The organism is Shinella sp. M27 (genome assembly GCF_049199905.1).
Classification (GTDB): Bacteria; Pseudomonadota; Alphaproteobacteria; order Rhizobiales; family Rhizobiaceae; genus Shinella.
Genome location: NZ_JBLZPK010000028.1, coordinates 67330 through 86740, shown reverse-complemented (window position 1 = coordinate 86740; position 19411 = coordinate 67330). Strand labels below are relative to the sequence as shown.

At 62.1% G+C, this 19411-nt stretch carries 18 protein-coding genes; 9 read left to right on the top strand and 9 right to left on the bottom strand.

Annotated features, from left to right (window positions below; genetic code table 11):
* Positions 1-86 precede the first annotated feature (86 nt).
* Positions 87-2276, bottom strand: a complete 2190-nt coding sequence (locus ACOZK4_RS11285; RefSeq protein ID WP_421591972.1) for an anthranilate synthase — start codon at positions 2274-2276, stop codon at positions 87-89.
* A 388-nt stretch (positions 2277-2664) separates the two neighbouring features.
* Between ACOZK4_RS11285 and ACOZK4_RS11280 the strand changes: the two genes are divergently transcribed.
* The 3 genes from ACOZK4_RS11280 to ACOZK4_RS11270 all read left to right on the top strand — a co-directional run bounded on the left by ACOZK4_RS11280 (position 2665) and on the right by ACOZK4_RS11270 (position 4429).
* Positions 2665-2973, top strand: a complete 309-nt coding sequence (locus ACOZK4_RS11280) for a hypothetical protein (RefSeq protein WP_421591971.1) — start codon at positions 2665-2667, stop codon at positions 2971-2973.
* Positions 2974-3198: 225 nt separating this feature from the next.
* Entirely contained in the window at positions 3199-3858 is a 660-nt protein-coding gene (locus ACOZK4_RS11275; RefSeq protein WP_421591970.1) for an extensin family protein, read from the top strand.
* A 64-nt stretch (positions 3859-3922) separates the two neighbouring features.
* Entirely contained in the window at positions 3923-4429 is a 507-nt protein-coding gene (locus ACOZK4_RS11270) for a DUF1993 domain-containing protein (RefSeq protein WP_421591969.1), read from the top strand.
* A gap of 33 nt (positions 4430-4462) precedes the next feature.
* Here ACOZK4_RS11270 and ACOZK4_RS11265 read toward each other — a convergent pair whose 3' ends face one another.
* The 8 genes from ACOZK4_RS11265 to ACOZK4_RS11230 all read right to left on the bottom strand — a co-directional run bounded on the left by ACOZK4_RS11265 (position 4463) and on the right by ACOZK4_RS11230 (position 14342).
* Positions 4463-6142, bottom strand: coding sequence for a formate--tetrahydrofolate ligase (locus tag ACOZK4_RS11265; RefSeq protein ID WP_421591968.1), 1680 nt, complete (start codon positions 6140-6142; stop codon positions 4463-4465).
* Positions 6143-6365: 223 nt separating this feature from the next.
* Entirely contained in the window at positions 6366-7523 is a 1158-nt protein-coding gene (locus tag ACOZK4_RS11260) for a DUF2333 family protein (protein ID WP_421591967.1), read from the bottom strand.
* Positions 7516-8817, bottom strand: a complete 1302-nt coding sequence (locus ACOZK4_RS11255) for a DUF6638 family protein (RefSeq protein ID WP_421591966.1) — start codon at positions 8815-8817, stop codon at positions 7516-7518. Before ACOZK4_RS11255 ends, ACOZK4_RS11260 begins: the two co-directional genes overlap by 8 nt.
* Before the next feature lie 10 nt (positions 8818-8827).
* Positions 8828-10738, bottom strand: a complete 1911-nt coding sequence (locus ACOZK4_RS11250) for an AAA family ATPase (protein WP_421591965.1) — start codon at positions 10736-10738, stop codon at positions 8828-8830.
* A gap of 164 nt (positions 10739-10902) precedes the next feature.
* Positions 10903-12051, bottom strand: coding sequence for a hypothetical protein (locus ACOZK4_RS11245; protein WP_313529151.1), 1149 nt, complete (start codon positions 12049-12051; stop codon positions 10903-10905).
* Positions 12052-12103: 52 nt separating this feature from the next.
* Positions 12104-13192: a hypothetical protein gene (locus tag ACOZK4_RS11240; protein WP_421591964.1), complete on the bottom strand. Its 1089-nt coding sequence runs from the start codon at positions 13190-13192 to the stop codon at positions 12104-12106.
* Positions 13193-13354: 162 nt separating this feature from the next.
* The gene (locus ACOZK4_RS11235; protein ID WP_421591963.1) at positions 13355-13729 is read right to left on the bottom strand and encodes a c-type cytochrome; all 375 of its coding nucleotides are present in this window, start codon (positions 13727-13729) and stop codon (positions 13355-13357) included.
* Positions 13730-13754: 25 nt separating this feature from the next.
* Positions 13755-14342: a thymidine kinase gene (locus ACOZK4_RS11230; protein ID WP_421591962.1), complete on the bottom strand. Its 588-nt coding sequence runs from the start codon at positions 14340-14342 to the stop codon at positions 13755-13757.
* A gap of 229 nt (positions 14343-14571) precedes the next feature.
* Between ACOZK4_RS11230 and ACOZK4_RS11225 the strand changes: the two genes are divergently transcribed.
* The 6 genes from ACOZK4_RS11225 (at position 14572) to ACOZK4_RS11200 (ending at position 19320) form a co-directional block, all read left to right on the top strand.
* Entirely contained in the window at positions 14572-15531 is a 960-nt protein-coding gene (locus ACOZK4_RS11225) for a choline ABC transporter substrate-binding protein (protein WP_421591961.1), read from the top strand.
* 102 nt (positions 15532-15633) lie between these two features.
* Complete coding sequence (choW, locus tag ACOZK4_RS11220) at positions 15634-16548, top strand: choline ABC transporter permease subunit (RefSeq protein ID WP_421591960.1); 915 nt, start codon at positions 15634-15636, stop codon at positions 16546-16548.
* Positions 16548-17588 (top strand): choline ABC transporter ATP-binding protein, encoded by a 1041-nt coding sequence (gene choV, locus ACOZK4_RS11215; protein WP_421591959.1) that lies wholly within the window; start codon positions 16548-16550, stop codon positions 17586-17588. Before choW ends, choV begins: the two co-directional genes overlap by 1 nt.
* An 81-nt stretch (positions 17589-17669) precedes the next feature.
* The gene (locus ACOZK4_RS11210; protein WP_421591958.1) at positions 17670-18434 is read left to right on the top strand and encodes a HugZ family protein; all 765 of its coding nucleotides are present in this window, start codon (positions 17670-17672) and stop codon (positions 18432-18434) included.
* 184 nt (positions 18435-18618) lie between these two features.
* Positions 18619-18957, top strand: coding sequence for an ArsR/SmtB family transcription factor (locus tag ACOZK4_RS11205; protein WP_117366878.1), 339 nt, complete (start codon positions 18619-18621; stop codon positions 18955-18957).
* A gap of 144 nt (positions 18958-19101) precedes the next feature.
* Positions 19102-19320, top strand: coding sequence for a hypothetical protein (locus ACOZK4_RS11200; RefSeq protein WP_421591957.1), 219 nt, complete (start codon positions 19102-19104; stop codon positions 19318-19320).
* Positions 19321-19411 lie beyond the last annotated feature (91 nt).

The window sequence follows — 19411 nt, the reverse complement described above, 5'->3', positions numbered from 1 at the left end:
ATCAACGCAAAACCGCGCGCACGGGGACGTGCACGCGGTTTTCTCTTGGGGTCCCTATCGGCCAGTTCGGCCGTTTTGTCAAAGCCTCAGGCGGCTTTTACCTTGGCTTTTTTGGAGAGGTGCGCCACCACGTTCTCGATCATGCGCATGCCGGCATCCTGGCCAAGCGTCATGATGGATTCGGGATGGAACTGCACCGCGGCCACCGGCTCGCTGGCGTGCTCGATGCCCATGATCGTGCCGTCCTCGCTTTCCGCCGTGATGATGAAGTCACGCGGCAGCGTCGCGGGATCGGCGAAGATCGAGTGGTAACGGCCGACCGTCACTTCCTTGCCGAGACCGGAGAAGACGATGCCGGGCTCCAGCACACGGATGCGCGAGGGCTTGCCGTGCATGGGAACAGCCAACTGGCGCAGGTCGCCGCCATAGGCTTCGGCCAGCGCCTGCAGGCCAAGGCAAACGCCGAAGATCGGCAGGTTGCGCGCGCGCGCCTTCTTGATCGTCGCCTTGCAGTCGAAGTCCTTCGGGCTGCCGGGGCCGGGCGAGAGAACGACCAGATCGGGCTTGATCCGGTCGAAAATCTCCTCCGGCACGGGCGTGCGCACGGTGGTCACGTCCGCACCGGTCTGGCGGAAATAGTTCGCGAGTGTGTGGACGAAACTGTCTTCGTGATCGACCAGCAGGATCTTGACGCCCGCGCCGACCGACGCGACGTCGCGCTGGACCTTGGAGGAATTGCCGGACTTGGCGTCGCGGATGGCTGCGATCATGGCGGAGGCCTTCAGTTCGGTTTCGGCTTCTTCTTCATCCGGGTTGGAATCGTAAAGCAGGGTCGCGCCGGCGCGCACCTCGGCGATGCCGTCCTTGATGCGGATGGTACGTAGCGTCAGCCCCGTGTTCATGTCGCCGTTGAAGCCGACCATGCCGATCGCGCCACCATACCATGCTCGCGGGCTCTTCTCATGCGCCTCGATGAAGCGCATGGCCCAAAGCTTCGGCGCGCCGGTGACGGTGACGGCCCAGGCATGCGACAGGAAGCCGTCGAAGGCATCCATATCGTCGCGAAGACGGCCTTCGATATGGTCGACCGTGTGGATGAGGCGCGAATACATCTCGATCTGCCGGCGGCCGATGACCTTCACCGACCCCGGCTCGCAGACGCGGCTCTTGTCGTTGCGGTCGACGTCCGAGCACATGGTGAGCTCGGATTCGTCCTTTTTCGAGTTCAGGAGCTTCAGGATCTGCTCCGAGTCGGCGATCGGATCGTCGCCGCGCTTGATCGTGCCCGAGATCGGGCAGGTCTCGATGCGGCGGCCCGACACGCGCACGAACATTTCCGGCGAGGCGCCGACGAGATATTCCTGGTTGCCGAGATTGATGAAGAAAGAATAGGGCGACGGATTGATCGCCTTGAGGCGACGCGAGATTTCCGACGGCTTGCTTTCGCAGCGCTCGAAGAATTTCTGGCCGGGCACAACTTCAAAGAGGTCGCCACGACGGAAACTTTCCTTGGCCTTGACCACCAGCTCGGCATATTCGCCGGGGCGGTGATCGCCATGTGGCGGGATGACGTCGACGGTCTGGAACGGTTCGGACGCGATCGTCTCGCCCTTGCCTTCCGTCGAAAGACCGTCCCTGGCAAAGTCATAACGGTCGATCCAGGCCTTGGCGGCATAGTGGTCGACGACGAGGATTTCATCCGGCAGGAAGAGCACCATGTCGCGCTGGTCGTCCGGCCGCTTCAGCTTCAGTTCGATCGCGTCGAACTGGAAGGCGAGATCGTAGCCGAAGGCGCCGTAGAGGCCGAGGCTGGCATCCTGATCGGAATGGAAGAGGTCCGTCACGGCGCGCAGCACGGTGAAGACCGTCGGCATCTTGGAACGCTCTTCCTCGGTGAAGACCCGGTCGGGCAGCTTCACATCGAGATCGAGTCGGGTGGAGGTGCGCGCGCCAAGCTTCAATTCCGATACCGAAGCAAGTCGCTCGGCGATGAAGGCCAGCAAAACCTCGCCGCGGGCATTATAGGCTTCGATCCAGACGGAGCGGCCGAAGGAGGAGATGGCGAGCGGCGGATCGACGACGGCGGTGTCCCAGCGCGTATAGCGGCCCGGATACTCGTAGTTCGAGGAGAAGACCGCGCCGCGCCGCTCGTCGAGCTTGTCGACATAGGCCGAGATCGCGTTTGCATAATCCGCCGCACGGCGGCGGCGGGTGACGGTCACGCCGCCCTTGGTCTCGTAAGCCTCGCCGCCGTCTTCCAGTATTCTCGTCGCCATTCCCCAACTCCGTTTCAGGCCCGGTTTCAAGGCGGCTGAAAACAAAAAAGCCGCCTCGAAACTTCCGGGCGGCTTGTCGTCTCAATCACGCATGACTGGTCAAGGCCGCCTCAGCGAGCCCACCACCAACCAGCAATGTTGATCATCTTTTCCATCGCCGGAAGTGTTAGCGTGAAGTGCGCGAGCACGCAAGAGCGATTGCAGGAACGGACAATCTTGCGGGAAATTGCAACGGCAGCGCCTCAATCTTTGTCAATCCTGCGCACAGCGAGATCAACGCGCAACAAATTGTCAAGCTCGCGAAATTCGCCATGTCCGGAGATTTGCCCAATGCATGAGCACGTGCTAATCCCCGCGGCTTGGAACATTAGAATCAAGGCAAATACCCATGGTCGCCGTCATGGTCGAAGAATTCCGCGAGATGCAGCGCCAGCTCGCGGGCACATTGGAAGACTACGAAACCCCTGAGTTCAAGCGGCTCGACGGTCAGATCGCGCATGTCTTCGATGCGATCTACCAGCATGAGCCGCAGACAGCGGAAGAAGCCCGCACCCTGGCCGGCTTCTTTCTCGACCTCATCGGCGACAACGATGCGGGCGACAATATCCACCTCATCGAGAAGGTCCGCACCATCATGGAAGATGGGGCGACCCGCTGCGATCTGCCGATGGAAATCGTACACGGCGCCGGCATCTAGCAGCCTGGCGGCAACCAATTTGGCCTTACGGCGTTTCCCCGCTGACCTCTTCAGCCGGGAGACCAACCCATCGCACACCGCCGCACCCTCCTCCTTATCCTCGCCATTCCCCTTCTCGCCAGTGCCGCCGACCTGCCGAAGGACGGTCCCCTGCCCGTATCCCGCCCTGAGCAGAAGACCGAGGACAAAGCGAACAAGGATGCCGAGACAGCGCCGGACGCCTCGGTGAAAGAGGACGCGGAGCGCAAGGCGCAGGACGACACCAAGGCGGAAGCGGAAAAGAAGGCCAAGACGGAGGCTGAGAAGGCAGCGCAACGCCCGCATGAGGACGCCAAGGCGGAGGCAGCCTGCCGAGCGGAACTGAAAGCCCTCGGCGTGACCTTCGAGGAGGCGCCCGTCGTCAACGACGGTGCGGCCTGCGGCATCGACAAGCCGGTTCTGCTCAAGGGGCTTCCCGGTGACGTGACGGTGGAGCCGGAAGCGACGGTGCGCTGCGAGACAGCCTTGCAGGTCGCCCGCTGGCTGGATGGATCGGTCAAGCCCTCGCTGGAAGCTGCGATGCCCGGTGAGACGATCACGGTGCTCTCCCAGGCCTCCGCCTATGTCTGCAAGAACCGCAACGGCGCGGAAGAAGGCAAGATTTCCGAGCACGCCTTCGGCAATGCGCTTGATATTGCCGGCTTCACCCTGAAGAGCGGCAAGACGATCACCATTCGCCCTGCCGACAAGGAGCCGACGCTGGAGGGCGCCTTCCAGCGCGCCATCACCGAGGCCGCCTGCCTTTATTTCACGACGGTGCTCGATCCCGGCAGCGACGCCGCCCACCAGAACCATCTGCATCTCGACGTGAAGGAACGCCGCGGCGGCTATCGCTACTGCTGGTAAGGGGACACGCGGCTTCCTATCTGTAGCGCGGCATTCGCCATTTCATCCTTCAAAGGGCCTTCCCATGTCGATTTCCGCCTACGAACTCACCGTCCCCACGCTGCTGCACGGTTTTACCGTACTCACCAAACTGCTCGACAAGGCCGAGGCCTTTGCCGAGGAGAAGAAGATCAAGCCGGAAATCCTCGTCAATGCGCGCCTTGCGCCCGACATGCTCTCGCTTGCCGGCCAGATCCAGCGCCTCAGCGACACCGCCAAGGGGGCCGCCGCCCGCCTCACCGGCACGGAATCACCGAGCTTTCCCGATGACGAGGTGACGCTGGCCGACCTGCGCGCCCGCATCGCCAAGACGACGGATTACCTTGCCTCGGTCCAGGAAAGCGCCTTCGAGGGTGCTGCCGAACGCACCGTCACGCTGAAGACGCGCGGCGGCGAGCTCAGCTCCTCCGGCAAGGACTACATCCTCAGCTTCGTCCTGCCGAACTTCTATTTCCACCTGAGCATGGCCTACGCCATCCTGCGCCACAACGGCGTCGCCGTCGGCAAGTTGGACTTCTTGGGTCGGGCGTAAGATAGAAGGGGCGCCAAAGCGCCCCTTTTTTTCTCAGAACAGCCCCTCGATATAGCCCTGCTCGTTGAGAAAGATCTTCTCCGACGATGGCACCTTCGGGAGACCAGGCATGGTCATGATCTCTCCCGTGATGACAACGACGAAGCCGGCGCCGGCCGATAGGCGAACCTCACGCACCGGCACCGTATGGCCCGACGGCGCGCCGCGCAGGTTCGGGTCGGTCGAGAAGGAATATTGCGTCTTGGCCATGCAGACCGGCAGGTTGCCGTAGCCCTGCTCCTCCCAGACGCGCAGCTGGTCGCGCACCGACTTGTCGGCGATGACCTCGCCGGCATGGTAGATGTCCTTGGCGATCGTCTCGATCTTCTGGAACAGCGGCATCTCATCCGGATAGAGCGGCGAGAACTGCGACAGGCCGGATTCGGCAAGCTCGACGATCCGGCGGGCGAGATCCTCGATGCCGGCGGAGCCCTCGGCCCAATGTTTGCAGAGGATCGCCTCGGCGCCGAGCGTGGCGACAAAATCCTTCACCGCCTGGATTTCAAGCTCCGTATCGGACGTAAAATGGTTGATCGCCACGACGACCGGCACGCCGAACTTCTTGACGTTCTGCACATGGCGGCCGAGATTGGCGCAGCCCTTCTTCACCGCCTCGACATTCTCCTTGCCGAGCTCGTCCTTCTTGACACCGCCGTTCATCTTCATGGCGCGCACCGTGGCGACGATGACCGCCGCATCCGGCTTCAGCCCCGCCTTTCGGCACTTGATATCGAAGAACTTTTCCGCGCCGAGATCCGCACCGAAGCCGGCCTCCGTCACGACGTAATCGGCGAGCTTCAGAGCCGTCGTGGTAGCGATCACCGAATTGCAGCCATGGGCGATGTTGGCGAAGGGACCGCCATGCACGAAGGCGGGATTGTTCTCCAGCGTCTGCACGAGGTTCGGCTGCATGGCGTCCTTCAACAAAACCGTCATCGCACCATCCGCCTTGATATCGCGGGCAAAGACCGGCGACTTGTCGCGGCGATAGCCGATGATGATGTTGCCGAGCCGCTTTTCGAGGTCCTTCAGATCCGTCGAAAGACAGAGGATCGCCATCACCTCCGAGGCAACAGTGATATCGAAACCCGTCTCGCGCGGATAGCCGTTGGCGACCCCGCCGAGCGAGGCGACGATGTGGCGAAGCGCCCGGTCGTTCATGTCCATGACGCGCCGCCAGGCGATGCGCCTGATATCGATGTTCTGCTCGTTGCCCCAGTAGATGTGATTGTCGATCAGTGCCGAGAGCAGGTTATGCGCCGAGGTGATGGCATGGAAGTCGCCGGTGAAATGGAGGTTCATGTCCTCCATCGGCACGACCTGCGCATAACCGCCGCCGGCCGCCCCGCCCTTCACGCCGAAGCACGGGCCGAGCGAGGCTTCGCGGATGCAGGTGATGGCCTTCTTGCCGATGCGGTTGAGGCCGTCGCCGAGACCGACCGTGGTGGTCGTCTTGCCCTCGCCGGCCGGGGTCGGATTGATCGCGGTGACAAGGATCAGCTTACCGTTCTTCTTGCCCTTCTGTTCGGCGATGAATTCGGCGCTGATCTTCGCCTTGTCGTGGCCATAGGGCAGCAGGTGTTCGGCGAGAATGCCGAGCTTGGCGCCGATCTCCAGGATCGGTTTCTTCTTGGCGGCGCGGGCGATTTCGATATCGGACTTCACATCGGCCATGCGGTGTCGCTCCCTCTTCAGCGCTTTTCTACCGCAGTCGGGCTCCTCTCCCGAAGGCGGCGCTTTCTTGTCTTGCAGCGCCATTTCAGCGTGAAGCAGCCCGCAAAGCCACGCCGTAATTTGCCGCCCGATACGCCAGACGCGACATTTGCCGATTAATTTGCGCCCGAAACGAAAACGGCGCGCATCCGAAGACGCGCGCCGCCTTGAAAGTGCTGCTCGATCAGCGCGCCAGCACGTCGCGCATTTCCACCAGATTGGAGCGCACACGCAGGATATAGAAGCCCATCGTGGCCAGATGCGTCGGCATGATCCAGCCGTCCTCGCGACCGTTCGAGATGATCGCCGGCTGGATTTTCAGCGCGGAGCGCAGCTGCTTGATGCTTTCCGTCCAGAGCGGCTCGATGCCGCGCGCCTTGATGACGGCATCGAAATCAGCACCGGCGGCGGACAGGATGCCGTAATACCCATAGAGCTGACCATAGGCGAACCAGAAGCGATCATCCGCCCGCGTGTCGAACCAGCCGCCATTGTGGAATTCCGAGCGCTCGCGGATGATGGCCGAGGTGGAGCCGATATCGTTGGAGATACGATCGAGGAATTCGATCAGGTTGTCCGAACGGCCGTCGAAAATCGCCTCGCAGGATTCGAGCGCGGTGTTGAACTTGCGCAGATCCGCCATCGCGGTGCGATAGTAGTTCGGCGTCGGCGTCTTCGGCAGCAGCGAATCCGAGCCGAAATACCAGGTTTCCTCATCGAACTGCATGTTGCCGCGCGCGCGCTGCAGGTCCGAATTGATGCCGGATGTGCCGCGCACGCGGCCGAGCGCATCGACAAGCTCCACGGCGGTGCGGCGGATCGTCTGGTTCACGCCGCGCTGGAAGGCGGCCTTGTTGTCCATCCAGGGCGTGTCCTGCCAATCCATTCCAAAGAAACCGAGCTTGTAGAGCAGCATGGAGGAAATCCAGGCGTTCTGGTTCACGTTGAAATCGATGAGATCGGCCGTCACGTCGACGATCGCCGAGCGCACGCAGGTCTTCGGCTCCGGCTCGACAACCTCCCCAGCCGCTGGCGTGGTCGCGGTTGCGGCTCCGCCGGATGTGGCGATGCCGGCATCCTGCTTGCGCTGGGCGAGATTGTAGCTGTTGATGTAATCGGGGTTGAAGCCGCTCCAGACCTGCGTCTGCCAGATGAAATAGGCATAGAAGGCGAAGAGCAGGACAAGGCCGATGCCGATCGGTCCCTTGATGATCCAGCTGCGTGCCTTGTACCAGTTCGCCGCCGTGATGAACGGCCAGAGGATCCAGGCGATCACGAGGCCGATGCCCCGGCCGATGGCCGCGAAGATGCGTTGGAAAAACGCGACGATCGGGTCAAGCATTGGCGTCGTCCTCTCTGATGCCGAACAGTTTCCTGCGGAAAGCAGCCTTGTCTTGCAGATAGGTCCGCGTCAACGTCGCCACAACATATTCGCGGAACTTTTCGCTATAGTGCTCGTAGGCCGCGTAAAACCCTTGCTTGTCGAAGACGAAGCGGGACACGAAGTCATAGGGAACCATCTGTGAAATCAGGCGGTTGACCAGCCATTGGTCCGGATGATCGGGGGCGGCACGCACCAGTTGGAAGCGCCGGTCCGGGGCGACCTCGCCCACTTTGATCTCACCGGTCGACGCCACGGTGCGGATCGCCTCCTGCAGGAAGGGGTAGGTTCCGTCACGTGCGACGAGATCGGCATTGCGGTGCATCCAGGTCTGCAGCCAGATCCGGTCGGCTTTCTCGATATCCGTGGTCGGATCGCTCTGATTGACGAGATTGACCACCGTCATCTCGGCGCGGTGCTGGAAAAGGCCCGACGGCTCGACCCAGGAGGCGCGCGGCAGTTCCAGCCGCTTGGTCGAGGCCAGGAAATCGAAGATGCGCTTGGGATCGTCGAGCGCGATATAGCTGACCTGCCAGGGCCGCGAGCGGCGAAAGCCCGGCACGCTCGGATCGCAGATGACGGTCGTCGTCTTGTCGTCGAGGAAGACATAGACGCCGCCGAAATGATTTGCCCAGAAGGCATCGTGGCGAAAGACCAGTTGGTCCGGCACCAGCGCATTCAGGCGGATATCGCCGGTCTGCTTTGCGAGATCCACCATGCGGTTCAGCATCGCGTCATCAGACCATGCATTCGGCACCGTCTTCAGCCGGTCGACCAGCCCGCGCAGTTCCGCCGCCTTGCCGAGCATGTCCTCGGCCGACAGCACCTTGAAGCGGACCTCGTTGATCGACAAGAGGTCGTCGATATCGTTGACGATGGAGACCGAGTCCTCGATCTCGCCATAGAGCGCATCGCGAATGGTGATCGCATTGATCGCCCGCGCATTGGCCGAGAAGAACTCATGCATCAGCGCAGCGGTGTTGGAAAAGCTCGTATGCACCACCGGCAGGTTCACCTGCTCCGGCGTCATGATGATGAAGCGGCGGTTGACGCGGTTCGGATCGAGATAGTCCCGGTCGCCCAACTCGTCGGCGATCTCGGGCGAAAAGCCCGTCATGTCGATGCGGAAGCTGTTGAGCGCCGTGCGGCGCATGCCGAACCCGTCAAGCGCCTTGTTATAGCGCTCGACCAGATGCGGCTCGTCCACCGGCAAGAGCCGGCCATAGATCAGTTCGGCTTCGAGGAGGCGTTTCATGCGTCGTTTCTCACCACCGCCCCTCGGCCTTCATCGTCTCCATTTCGCGGATCGCCTTCTCGCGCTGGCGTTCGCGGCGGATGATGTCGGAGACGGCGGCATCGTCGGATTTGTCGGTGTAGCGGAATTCCGAGTCGGCGTAGCGGTTGATCTCCTGCAACACCATCTCCATCGAGATCGGGCCGCGCAGTTCCTCGATCATCGCCTTCTTTTCGTCGTAGCCCTTGTGCATGAAGGCGCCCGCATTGGCGAACCAGTCATCGGGCAATTCCACGTCCATGGCGCGCATCTTGATCGCGTCGGTTATGTTCTTGATGGCGCGGCCGGTGAAGCGCGGCTCTGCGAGCTTGATGCGGTGCAGATAGGCGCCGACATCGGCGAGCGACTGGATCGCGCCTTGCTCCTTTTCCTGCGCTTCCCAGACGGCAAGAAGGCCATCCTCCTGCGGCTTGGCGTGCTGCGCGTAGGAGGTCGAGACGGCACGCTTGATCTCCTGTCCCTCGAACAGTTTGTGATCGCCGAGCGGGATCGAATGGTTCTTGCCGACCAGCATGGCGAAGATGTCGATATAGTCGTCCTCGGTCTGCGGCCCGTCCACCAGCCAGCGGGCGCCGGCGCGCTGGCGTAGCGCGTCATCGACATTCTCGGGATAGTTGGAGAACATGCCGAAGGTGCAGTTGCCGCGTATCACCGTGGAGGCGCCGGCAAAGCTTTCCATCAGCACCGCCGTCACCTCGTGCTGGCCGGCCGAGGCGCGGTCGTCGGAGCGCTTGGCGGCAACCTGATCGACATCATCGATCGTGCCGAAGCCGATCGCCTTGGGATTGATGACGTTATTGACGAATTCCTTGCAATTCTGGCCGGATTTGCCCTGGTAGGAGGAAATCTGATCAACGCCGAAATTCTCGTAGTGGAAGGCGTAGCCGGCGATCTGGCAGTAGTCGTTTACCAAGCCGGCGAGCATCTGGATGAGGATCGTCTTACCGGTGCCGGGCATGCCGTCGCCGATGAAGGTGAAGAGAAAGCCGCCGAGCTCGACGAAGGGGTTGAGCTGCCGCTCGAAATCATAGGCGACCAGCATCTTGGCGAGCTTCATAGCCTGATATTTGGCGATATGGTTGCCGATGATCTCTTCCGGCTTCTTGAAGGTCATGACCAGCGGCTTGCGCTTCTGGCCCGGTGCGACATCGAAGCCGGAAAGCGTGAAATCATCTTGCTCGATGCGGATATGCGCATTCTCGAAACCGGCAAGGCCGGTGAACCGTGCGCGGCGGGAAATCAGCCCCTCAATGGCGACGCGCGAGAAGGCGCGGGCGCGGCTGACCAGCGCGGCATCGTCGGGCGCACCGGCCAGCGTGCGGTCGAGGCCGGAGACCATGCTTTTCAGTGCATCCTGCGGCGTGTCGAAGAGGTAGTCGGGCTCCCCGCCATCCTCAACCGGTTCGCCTTCGCCCAGCAGCGTCGCGCCGAGATAGGCGGCGAAGGTGAAGGCGGCGATATAGGCGGAGGCCGACAGCAGCGCCTTGAACTGGTTGGCCTCGTCACCGGCAAGCGGTGAGGCGAGATTGCGCGCTTGCAGGCCTTCCAGATTGGTCTGACGGGAAAACACGTCGGAGACTGCCAGTGCCACCTGCAACCCGCGGCGCGAGCGGAACAGCACGGCATGCTGCTGCGGCGACAGCAACGGGTCGGCGGCGTGCACGGACTGGATGGTCCTTGCCAGTTCCACCTCGCGCGTGCGCCGCGTGCCGGCGGTCGAAACCGTCGAGACGAAGCGACGACCGGTGCCTGCCAATGTCGTCCCGCTCTTGCCATCCTCGCTTTCGAGAATGACGAGCTTGGTGACGAGGCTCTGCGCCGCCGCCTGATGCTTGGCGATGTCGTCTTCGTGGATCGTCGTCAGTCCGGCATTGAGGCTCATGGGAGAGTCCTTTTGAAAATTCGGCGGCGGAGAGCCGCCAAGCTATTTTCGTGCCCCGTTAGGAGCGATTTGCAGCCGATATCTTGAGATATCGGCAAGAAGCGCGACGCAGCGGAGTGCGGAAAGAGCCGGCGGATCGACCCGCCGCGTTTTCAAAAGCACTCCTACCCCTCGCTGATGACCTGGTTTCCCGAGATCACATGCACCTTGTAGGCGCCGAAGATACCCTGCGTCTCGCCGGCGGCGTAGAGCGCCTGATAGGCATCGTGCGGCACGAGCGCATGTTTCTCATAGGCGCTGACGCCCATGCGGGTGGCTTCGAGATCGTCGGTCTCGATATGGAATTCCTCCTGCGCGGGCGTCGAGCTCCAAAAACCCTTCTGCGCCGGGCGCTCGGCCTTCGAGAAGACCTCCTGCACCGTCCAGGTCAGCAGCCAGGCATTTTCGGGCTTGCGCACCTTGGAGAGGATTTCGTTGACACGCTCGTTGTTCTCGGTGATGCCGGCCGAATAGAACGGGCCGAGCACGATGCGGCGCAGCTGCTTGGGGTGCAGTGTGGGAAAATCCTTGTCGAGATTGGTGGCGATCGTCACCGGCGTCAGCGAATAGGCGCTGTTCTTCAGCGTGAAATCGTCGAAACGGCTGGCAAGTTCGGGATTGAGCAGGCCGCCGACCGGTAGCGGAATATCCACCTCCGGATTGAGCTTGCCATCCTGCCCGACCAGCATCTTCACGACATTGTCGCTCGAATCCTCGATGGTCGCCATATAGATCATCGGCAGCGTCGCGGTGCCGTCGAAGGCGCCCCAGCAGACGATGTAGTAGGGGCGCATAGTCTTCGGATTGACCGCGACGCGGATCGTCTCCGGCAGCACGAAGGGCGAGAAAATATCGCCCTTGCCGATCTGCTCCAGATAGAGCCGCTCGGCCATGCGGGCCTGGAGATCGCCCGGAAAGGCCTTCTGGCGCAGAATGAAATCCGCCATCTCGCCGCGCAACTGGTCGGCATTGGGCATGGCCGCGAGACGCTTTTCGGCGCTTTGCCGGTCGTTTTCCAGCTCCAGCACGTTCTGGAAGATCGGAAAGCCGCTTTCGGCGCGCGAGACGCGGAACTGCTGGACGAAGCCGATGCGGTTCTCCCAGCAGGCGAAAGAGGCCTTCAGCCGGGCGAGATAGGGCATGACGACCTCGCCCACCACGGAATTGCGGTAGAGCGGGGAATTGCGGTCGCCCAGAAAGATTTCAAGACCACCCAGCGCGGCGCGGATGGTCGAGAAATATTGCGCGACGGCGCTGTCTGCCGGTGCGTTCATGGGCATCGCGCCCGTTGAGAAACGGCAAGCGCACGATGGGGCATGCGGACCATCACTGCTTCACGTAATTCGCGGTGTTGTGCTTGTCCATCACGGCCTGGAAACGGCGGGCGAAGGCGTCGTCGGCGAGCTTCTTGCGGCGCTGGATGTCCTGCGTCGCCAGCATGTTCTTCTCGTGCATTTCGAGGAGATCGCCGATATGGCGCTGCGAGGCCGAGCCGATGCCAGCCATGGTCTCTTCCGCCGCCGTATCGACCTGGCTGCCGAGCGTGTTGATCTTGTGCGCCACATCCTGCTGGGCTGCTGTCTTCAACGAGTCTTCCAGCGCCTTGTAGAGCACGATGCGCTGCTCGGTATCGATGGTCAGCTTGTTGATCAGCGTGTTCTGCGCGGCGATCTGGTTGTTGAGCGAATCGACGAAGGTCTGGAACATCGAGGTATAGCGCTCGAGCGTCTGGCTTTCGGCCAGAAGCTCCTGCTCCTTCGCCTGCATCATGTTGTATTCGGTCGCCAGCGCCGAGCGCTCGCCTTCGAGATCCGTGCGGCTCTTCTGGTCGGTCGAGGCGGCGATGCGGTTTTCGAGGTCCATCAGCAGCGGGTTCAGTTCCTCGATGCGCTTCTGCGTGGCTTCGAGGTTGGTCATCGTGCCCTTGCGGCGCTCGATCACCTGCACGAGGCTCGCCTCGGAGGTCTTGTAGCGCTGGTCGAGGATCGACTTCTGCTCCTTGAGGATGCCGACGATCGTGTCGGACTTGGAGAGCAGTTCCTGCAGGTTGCCGGCCAGCGACATGTTGCGCACGCGGTCCGTGCGCATGCGCTGCATCTTCTGCTTGGAGAAGATGCCGATGAACTTTTCGTAGCCCGTGTAGCTCTTCATGCTCTCGAATTCGGTGCCGAAGATGTTCGTCGCATCCTCCAGGCCGATGATGAGATCGGCGATATTGCCCTCCATCACCTTCTGCTGGTTGATGACGTCGGAAATCCGGGCATTCTCGATATCGAAATTGACGTCGCCGAGCTTGGTGTCCGCCTTGGCGAACTGGTCGAGCACGGTGCTCGACTGCTCCATCTTGCTGCGCATCTGGTTGACGACGCTGCGGGTCTTTTCGATTTCCGCGTCGAAGTTCTGAAGTGTGGCCATGCCTTGTCCCCTTACGTTCTCCACGGCAGACGTCTTCGTCGCCCGATTTATTCCATCGCGGCAACACTATACGAATTCAGACAGATAGGAACCTGCCCCGCGAGAACATGTGGGACACGGCGGGCCCACCGCAAGATGGTGCGGGCAAATTTTCTGTCGGCACTATTGGGCGGCAGGCTGTTTCAGATAGGCGATGAGATTGGCGATGTCCTCGATCTTCCTGAGGCCAGCAAAGGTCATGCGCGTGCCCGGCACCATGGCCTTGGGCGACAGCAGATATTCGGCGATCTGCGCCTCGTTCCACACCTTGCCGTCCTCGCCGAAGGCCCGCATGGCCGGCGAGTAATTATAGTCCTCGATCGTCGCGACCGGCCGCCCGATAATGCCCGACAGCGTCGGCCCAACGCGGTTGACCTTTTCCGTGGAATGGCAGGGCGCGCATTTCTTGAACACCGCCTTGCCGGCCACCGCATCGCCCTCCGCGAAAGCGGGGGCGGCGAGACAGAGGAAGATGGCAAGTGTCGAAAACGGTTTCATCCCGCGTCCCCTTCGCCGCCTCGCCTCACTCGGCATTCATGATGTCGTCCCAATGGCGGCGGCAATAGGAAACGTACTTGTCATTGCCGCCGATTTCCACCTGCGCGCCGGATTTTGCCACCGTGCCGTCGGCGCCGAGCCGCACGACCATGGTCGCCTTGCGGCCGCAATGGCAGATGGTGCGCACCTCGCGCATTTCGTCGGCGATGGCGAGCAGCGCCTTCGAGCCGGGAAACAGCTTGCCCTGGAAATCCGTGCGCAGGCCATAGGCCATGACGGGGATGGAGAGCCGGTCGGCGACGCGGGCGAGTTGCCAGACCTGTTCTTCGGAGAGGAATTGTGCCTCGTCGACGAAGACGCAGGCGATCTCGCCGCCGCCGTCGCCCTTCAGGTCCTCGATATGGCGATAGAGATCGTCCGAGTGGTCGAAGGCGATGGCATCGGAGGTCAGCCCGATGCGTGAGGAGATGCGCCCCTGCCCGGCGCGGTCGTCGAAGGAGGCGATGAAGATCGCCGTGCGCATGCCGCGTTCCTGGTAGTTGTATGACGCCTGCAACAGCAGCGTCGACTTGCCCGCGTTCATCGTCGCGTAACTGAAATAGAGCTTGGCCATGATTTTCTCCGTCCCCGCGTCATGACGCGGGAAAGGCCGTTTTTCCAGCCGGAAAGGGCGGAAAACCACAGAAATCCGCGCGGCCCGTCCTTTGCGACATCCATGTGCAAAATTGCGAACCGGCGTGAAATTAATTGGACCAATTAGGGCCTTCCGGCTACGCCAAGGTGCTTGAAAGCATATCGTTTTGATGATTGGCTAAACCACCAGTTATAAGGGGAGCAAAAATATGAAGACTGCATCACCATTGAAGACCCTGCTTGCCGCCGCCGTTTCCGTTGTGGCACTCGGCGTTGCCGGCGCGTCTGCCGCCGAAGCCGAAAGCTGCGGCAAGGTCCGGTTCTCGGATGTCGGCTGGACGGACGTGACCTCCACGACCGCGACCGCAAGCGTCATCCTGAAGGGCCTCGGCTACGAGACGGAAGTCACCGTTCTCTCGGTTCCCGTCACCTACACCTCGCTCAGCAACAAGGACATCGACGTCTTCCTCGGCAACTGGATGCCGACCCAGGAAGCCGACATCAAGCCGTTCCGCGACGACGGCTCGGTCGAGACCGTGCGCGAAAACCTCGAGGGCGCGAAATACACGCTCGCGACCAATGCCAAGGGCGCCGAACTCGGCATCAAGGATTTTGCCGACATCGCCAAGCAGAAGGATGCGCTGGGCTCCAAGATCTACGGCATCGAACCGGGCAATGACGGCAACCGCCTGATCATCGACATGGTCTCGGGCGACAAGTTCGGCCTGACCGGCTTCGAAGTCGTCGAATCCTCCGAACAGGGCATGCTGGCCGAAGTCGCCCGCGCGCAGGGCGACGGCTCGCCGATCGTCTTCCTCGGCTGGGAACCCCATCCGATGAACGCCAATTTCAAGCTGACCTATCTGACCGGCGGCGACGAGATCTTCGGCCCCAACTTCGGCGGCGCGACGGTCTATACCAACGTGCGCAAGGGCTACACGACCGAGTGCCCGAATGTCGGCAAATTCCTGCAGAACCTCAAGTTCTCGCTGGAAATGGAAAACCAGGTCATGGGCAAGATCCTGAACGACGGTCAGGATCCGGAGGCCGCAGCGACCGACTGGATCAAGGCGAACCCGGCCGCCATCGAGCCGTGGCTCGCCGGCGTGACCACCAAAGATGGCAGCGGCGAAGCCTTGCCGGCGGTCAAAACCGCGCTTGGTCTCTAACAGGCAAGAATAGGGCGGGAAGGAAACTTTCCCGCCCTTCTTCTCTCCGGATAGTGCACCTCCAGCAAACGTGCCCGGACGGTTCGTTGTCCGGAATTGCGAATGGCTTGTTGCATATCGTCAACCTCCAGACTGGGGCTCGCTGCCGTGGATTGGCTCACCGTCTCTAAAATTCCGATCGGTCCGATCGCCAAGGAAGCCGTCAGCTGGCTGACGACGAATGGCAAGGGCCTGTTCGATTTCCTGAAAGTCTTCCTGCAGGCCGGCATCGATGCCGTGCTCTTCCTGCTGCAAGGCCCCTTCTCCTCCGCCGGCGGCAAGTTCGGTTATGCCATCGCCCTCATCGTGCTCGTCACGGGCGCAAGCTGGTATTTCCGCCGCTCGCTCGGCGTCGCCGTCTTCACCTTTCTCGGCCTGCTGCTCATCGTGAATCAGGGCTACTGGAAGGAAACCACGGAAACGCTGGCCCTCGTGCTCGCCGCCACCGGCGTCAGCATGGTCGTCGGCATCCCGCTCGGCATCGCCGCCGCGCGTCGCCCCTGGTTCTATTCGATCCTCCGGCCCGCGCTCGACCTGATGCAGACGATCCCGACCTTCGTTTACCTGATCCCGGCGCTCATACTCTTCGGCCTCGGCATGGTGCCGGGCCTGATCGCGACCGTGATCTTCGCCATCCCCGCACCGATCCGCCTCACCCGCCTCGGCATCATCTCGACGCCGCCCTCGCTGGTCGAAGCCGCTCAGGCTTTTGGCGCGACGCCGAGCCAGGTGCTGCGAAAGGTGGAACTGCCCTTCGCCACGCCGCAGATCATGGCCGGTCTCACCCAGACCATCATGCTCTCGCTGTCGATGGTGGTCATCGCCGCCCTCGTCGGCGCCAAGGGTCTTGGCGTTCCCGTGGTGCGCGCGCTCAACACCGTGAACATCTCCATGGGCTTCGAGGCCGGCCTCTGTATCGTGATCCTCGCAATCATCCTCGACCGCCTCTTCCGCTCTTCCGATGATGGAGACGCATGATGACCGAATCCGTCGTCTTCAAGAACGTCTCCATCATCTTCGGCGACAATCCGCAAAGGGCGCTTGCACTCGCCGATGCCGGCAAATCGCGTGACGAGATCGGCGCGGAAACCGGCCTGGTGCTCGGTGTTGCGGACGCAACGCTGTCGATCACCGAGGGCGAAATCCTTGTGCTGATGGGTCTGTCGGGCTCCGGCAAGTCGACCTTGCTGCGCGCCGTCAACGGGCTTGCCCCCGTGGTGCGCGGCGAGGTGCAGGTGAAAGCCGGCAGCAGCTTCGTCAATCCCTATGCTACGACGCCGAAGGCGCTGCGCGATTTCCGCATGCACACTGTCTCCATGGTGTTCCAGCAGTTCGCGCTCCTGCCCTGGCGCACGGTCGCCGACAATGTCGGCTTCGGCCTCGAATTGGCCAATGTGCCCGAGGCCGAGCGCAAGGCGCGCGTCGCCGAACAGCTGGAACTCGTCAATCTCGGCAAGTGGGCGAACCGCAAGGTCAACGAACTCTCGGGCGGCATGCAGCAGCGCGTCGGCCTTGCCCGCGCCTTCGCGACGGGCGCGCCGATCCTGCTGATGGACGAACCGTTCTCGGCGCTCGATCCGCTGATCCGCACGCGTCTTCAGGACGAACTGCTGGAATTCCAGCGCCGGCTGAAGAAGACGATCATCTTCGTCAGCCACGATCTCGACGAGGCCTTCCGCATCGGCAACCGCATCGCCATCATGGAAGGCGGGCGCATCATCCAGTGCGGCACGCCGCAGGAGATCGTGAAGAACCCGGCCAACCAGTATGTCGCGGATTTCGTGCAGAACATGAACCCGATCAACATGCTGACCGCCGCCGACGTCATGCAGCACGGCGCCTCCGCCAATGGCGGCGTGACGGCGACGGCGACCGCCCAGACCCCGCTCGTCGATATCCTCGACGCCATGTCGCGCACGCCCGGCAATGTCGGTGTGGTCGACAATGGCACGGTCATCGGCACGATCAACGCACAGGATATCGTGAACGGACTGACGCGGCACCGCCGCCGCGGCTGACAGCCCGCCCCGATCGGATTAGATAAGGCAGCGCCCCGAAACGGGCGCTGCCTTTTTCATTGCGAAGACCGGGAGAACGAAATGAGCGAGAAGGACAAGCCGAGCGTGCTGCGCGAAACGGACGACGAGGCCCGCCGCCTCGCCCGCACCCTGCTGCGCTCCGCCCGCAGCTGCGCGCTCGCCGTGCTCGAGCCGGAAACCGGCATGCCCTTCGCCAGCCGCACGCTGACCGGCACCGACACGGACGGCACGCCCGTCATCCTCGTCTCGGCGCTCTCCGTCCACACCCAGGCATTGCGCGCCGACCCGCGCGCCTCGCTACTGGCCGGCGAGCCCGGCAAGGGCGATCCGCTCGCCCATCCGCGCCTTACCGTGATCTGCGTAGCCGAAGAGGTCGCTCGCGACAGCGACGCCCATGTGGGCCTGCGCGAGCGCTTCGTGCGCCGCCACCCCAAGGCAAAGCTCTATGTCGATTTCCCCGACTTCGCCTTCTTCCGCCTCGTGCCGCTGCGCGCCCATCTCAACGGCGGCTTCGGCAAGGCTTTCGTGCTGACGGGCGAGGACCTGCTGATTCGCTCCGCCGCCCGCGGCGCACTCGCCGAAATGGAGACCGGCGCCATCGAGCACATGAACAGCGATCACGCGGAAGCCGCCGGCATCTATGCCCGCCGCTATTGCGGCGCCAAGGATGGCGACTGGATCATCGTCGGCCTCGATGCGGCGGGAATAGACCTCGCAAGCGGCGACAAACTGAAGCGGCTGGAATATTCACGCGAACTTGATCAGGCCTCGGAACTGCGCGGCGAGCTTGCGCGTTTGCTTCGCGAAGCAAGGGCAGCGGACTGATAGATCAGGCGTTTCTGATCCGTCCAGCTGGACGCTTTCGGTGTCGAGAACGGGTCACCTATCGCTATGCGTGCGCCCTACCCCCATTTCTTGCTCTTGATGGGGGAGGTTTTGTTTATATGCTAACAAGCGCATTCACATAAAATCACATGATTTGAAGCGGAAACGCCCAAAGGAGTTTCAGATGGACAAAATTTCAGACGCAGAACATGCGCAGGCCGAAGTTGCATCCGACTTTCTTTCCGCCATGGCGAACCCCAAGCGTCTCCTGATCCTGAAAGTTCTGGTCGAGGGCGAGATCGCCGTCGGCGCGCTCGCCGGCCAGGTCGGCCTCAGCCAGTCGGCGCTCTCGCAGCACCTGTCGAAGCTGCGTGCGCAGAATCTGGTGACCACCCGCCGTGACGCCCAGACGATCTACTATTCCAGCAAATCGGATGCCGTGTTGACCGTGCTTGCCGCGCTCGACCGCATCTACAAGGCCCCCGGCAACGGCGCTTCGGAAAAGAAACTCCGCATCGCCTGAACGACCCGAGCCTGTCGATCGACAACGCCCCGGATCGCCTTCCGGGGCGTTTTGTTTTGGCACGTTACGTTGCGCGGCATTCCGGAAGCGGGCTAAGACACCGGACAAAGCCGACCGGCTGCACGCAATCGTTGGAGCAAGACTTTGCGCAAATCCCGCAGCGAGATGGACGCGCTCATAAACGACATCGTCAACGAACCGAAACGGGACAACAGCGCCTATCTGGCCGCTATTGCCGAAGCGCGGGACGCGATCGCGAAGGCGGAAGCGCATTTCGGCGCGCCCGTCAAAGTGACGACCAAGACCAAGGCAAAAGCCAACGGCAAATTCGTGGTGAAACTGATTTTCGAGAAGGCCGACTGAGCCCGCAAAAGCGGCCCGACCGGCCGGCGAACATCGCTTGACGCTCTTGGGCGTCTTGATAATTTGACCATCGGGTAAAAATCACCGTCCG

Coding starts and splice junctions, on each gene's coding strand:
- ACOZK4_RS11285 (WP_421591972.1), bottom strand. CDS start 2,276: ATGGCGACGAGAATACTGGAAGACGGCGGCGAGGCTTACGAGACCAAG.
- ACOZK4_RS11280 (WP_421591971.1), top strand. CDS start 2,665: ATGGTCGCCGTCATGGTCGAAGAATTCCGCGAGATGCAGCGCCAGCTC.
- ACOZK4_RS11270 (WP_421591969.1), top strand. CDS start 3,923: ATGTCGATTTCCGCCTACGAACTCACCGTCCCCACGCTGCTGCACGGT.
- ACOZK4_RS11265 (WP_421591968.1), bottom strand. CDS start 6,142: ATGGCCGATGTGAAGTCCGATATCGAAATCGCCCGCGCCGCCAAGAAG.
- ACOZK4_RS11260 (WP_421591967.1), bottom strand. CDS start 7,523: ATGCTTGACCCGATCGTCGCGTTTTTCCAACGCATCTTCGCGGCCATC.
- ACOZK4_RS11255 (WP_421591966.1), bottom strand. CDS start 8,817: ATGAAACGCCTCCTCGAAGCCGAACTGATCTATGGCCGGCTCTTGCCG.
- ACOZK4_RS11250 (WP_421591965.1), bottom strand. CDS start 10,738: ATGAGCCTCAATGCCGGACTGACGACGATCCACGAAGACGACATCGCC.
- ACOZK4_RS11245 (WP_313529151.1), bottom strand. CDS start 12,051: ATGAACGCACCGGCAGACAGCGCCGTCGCGCAATATTTCTCGACCATC.
- ACOZK4_RS11240 (WP_421591964.1), bottom strand. CDS start 13,192: ATGGCCACACTTCAGAACTTCGACGCGGAAATCGAAAAGACCCGCAGC.
- ACOZK4_RS11235 (WP_421591963.1), bottom strand. CDS start 13,729: ATGAAACCGTTTTCGACACTTGCCATCTTCCTCTGTCTCGCCGCCCCC.
- ACOZK4_RS11230 (WP_421591962.1), bottom strand. CDS start 14,342: ATGGCCAAGCTCTATTTCAGTTACGCGACGATGAACGCGGGCAAGTCG.
- ACOZK4_RS11225 (WP_421591961.1), top strand. CDS start 14,572: ATGAAGACTGCATCACCATTGAAGACCCTGCTTGCCGCCGCCGTTTCC.
- choW (WP_421591960.1), top strand. CDS start 15,634: ATGGCTTGTTGCATATCGTCAACCTCCAGACTGGGGCTCGCTGCCGTG.
- choV (WP_421591959.1), top strand. CDS start 16,548: ATGACCGAATCCGTCGTCTTCAAGAACGTCTCCATCATCTTCGGCGAC.
- ACOZK4_RS11210 (WP_421591958.1), top strand. CDS start 17,670: ATGAGCGAGAAGGACAAGCCGAGCGTGCTGCGCGAAACGGACGACGAG.
- ACOZK4_RS11205 (WP_117366878.1), top strand. CDS start 18,619: ATGGACAAAATTTCAGACGCAGAACATGCGCAGGCCGAAGTTGCATCC.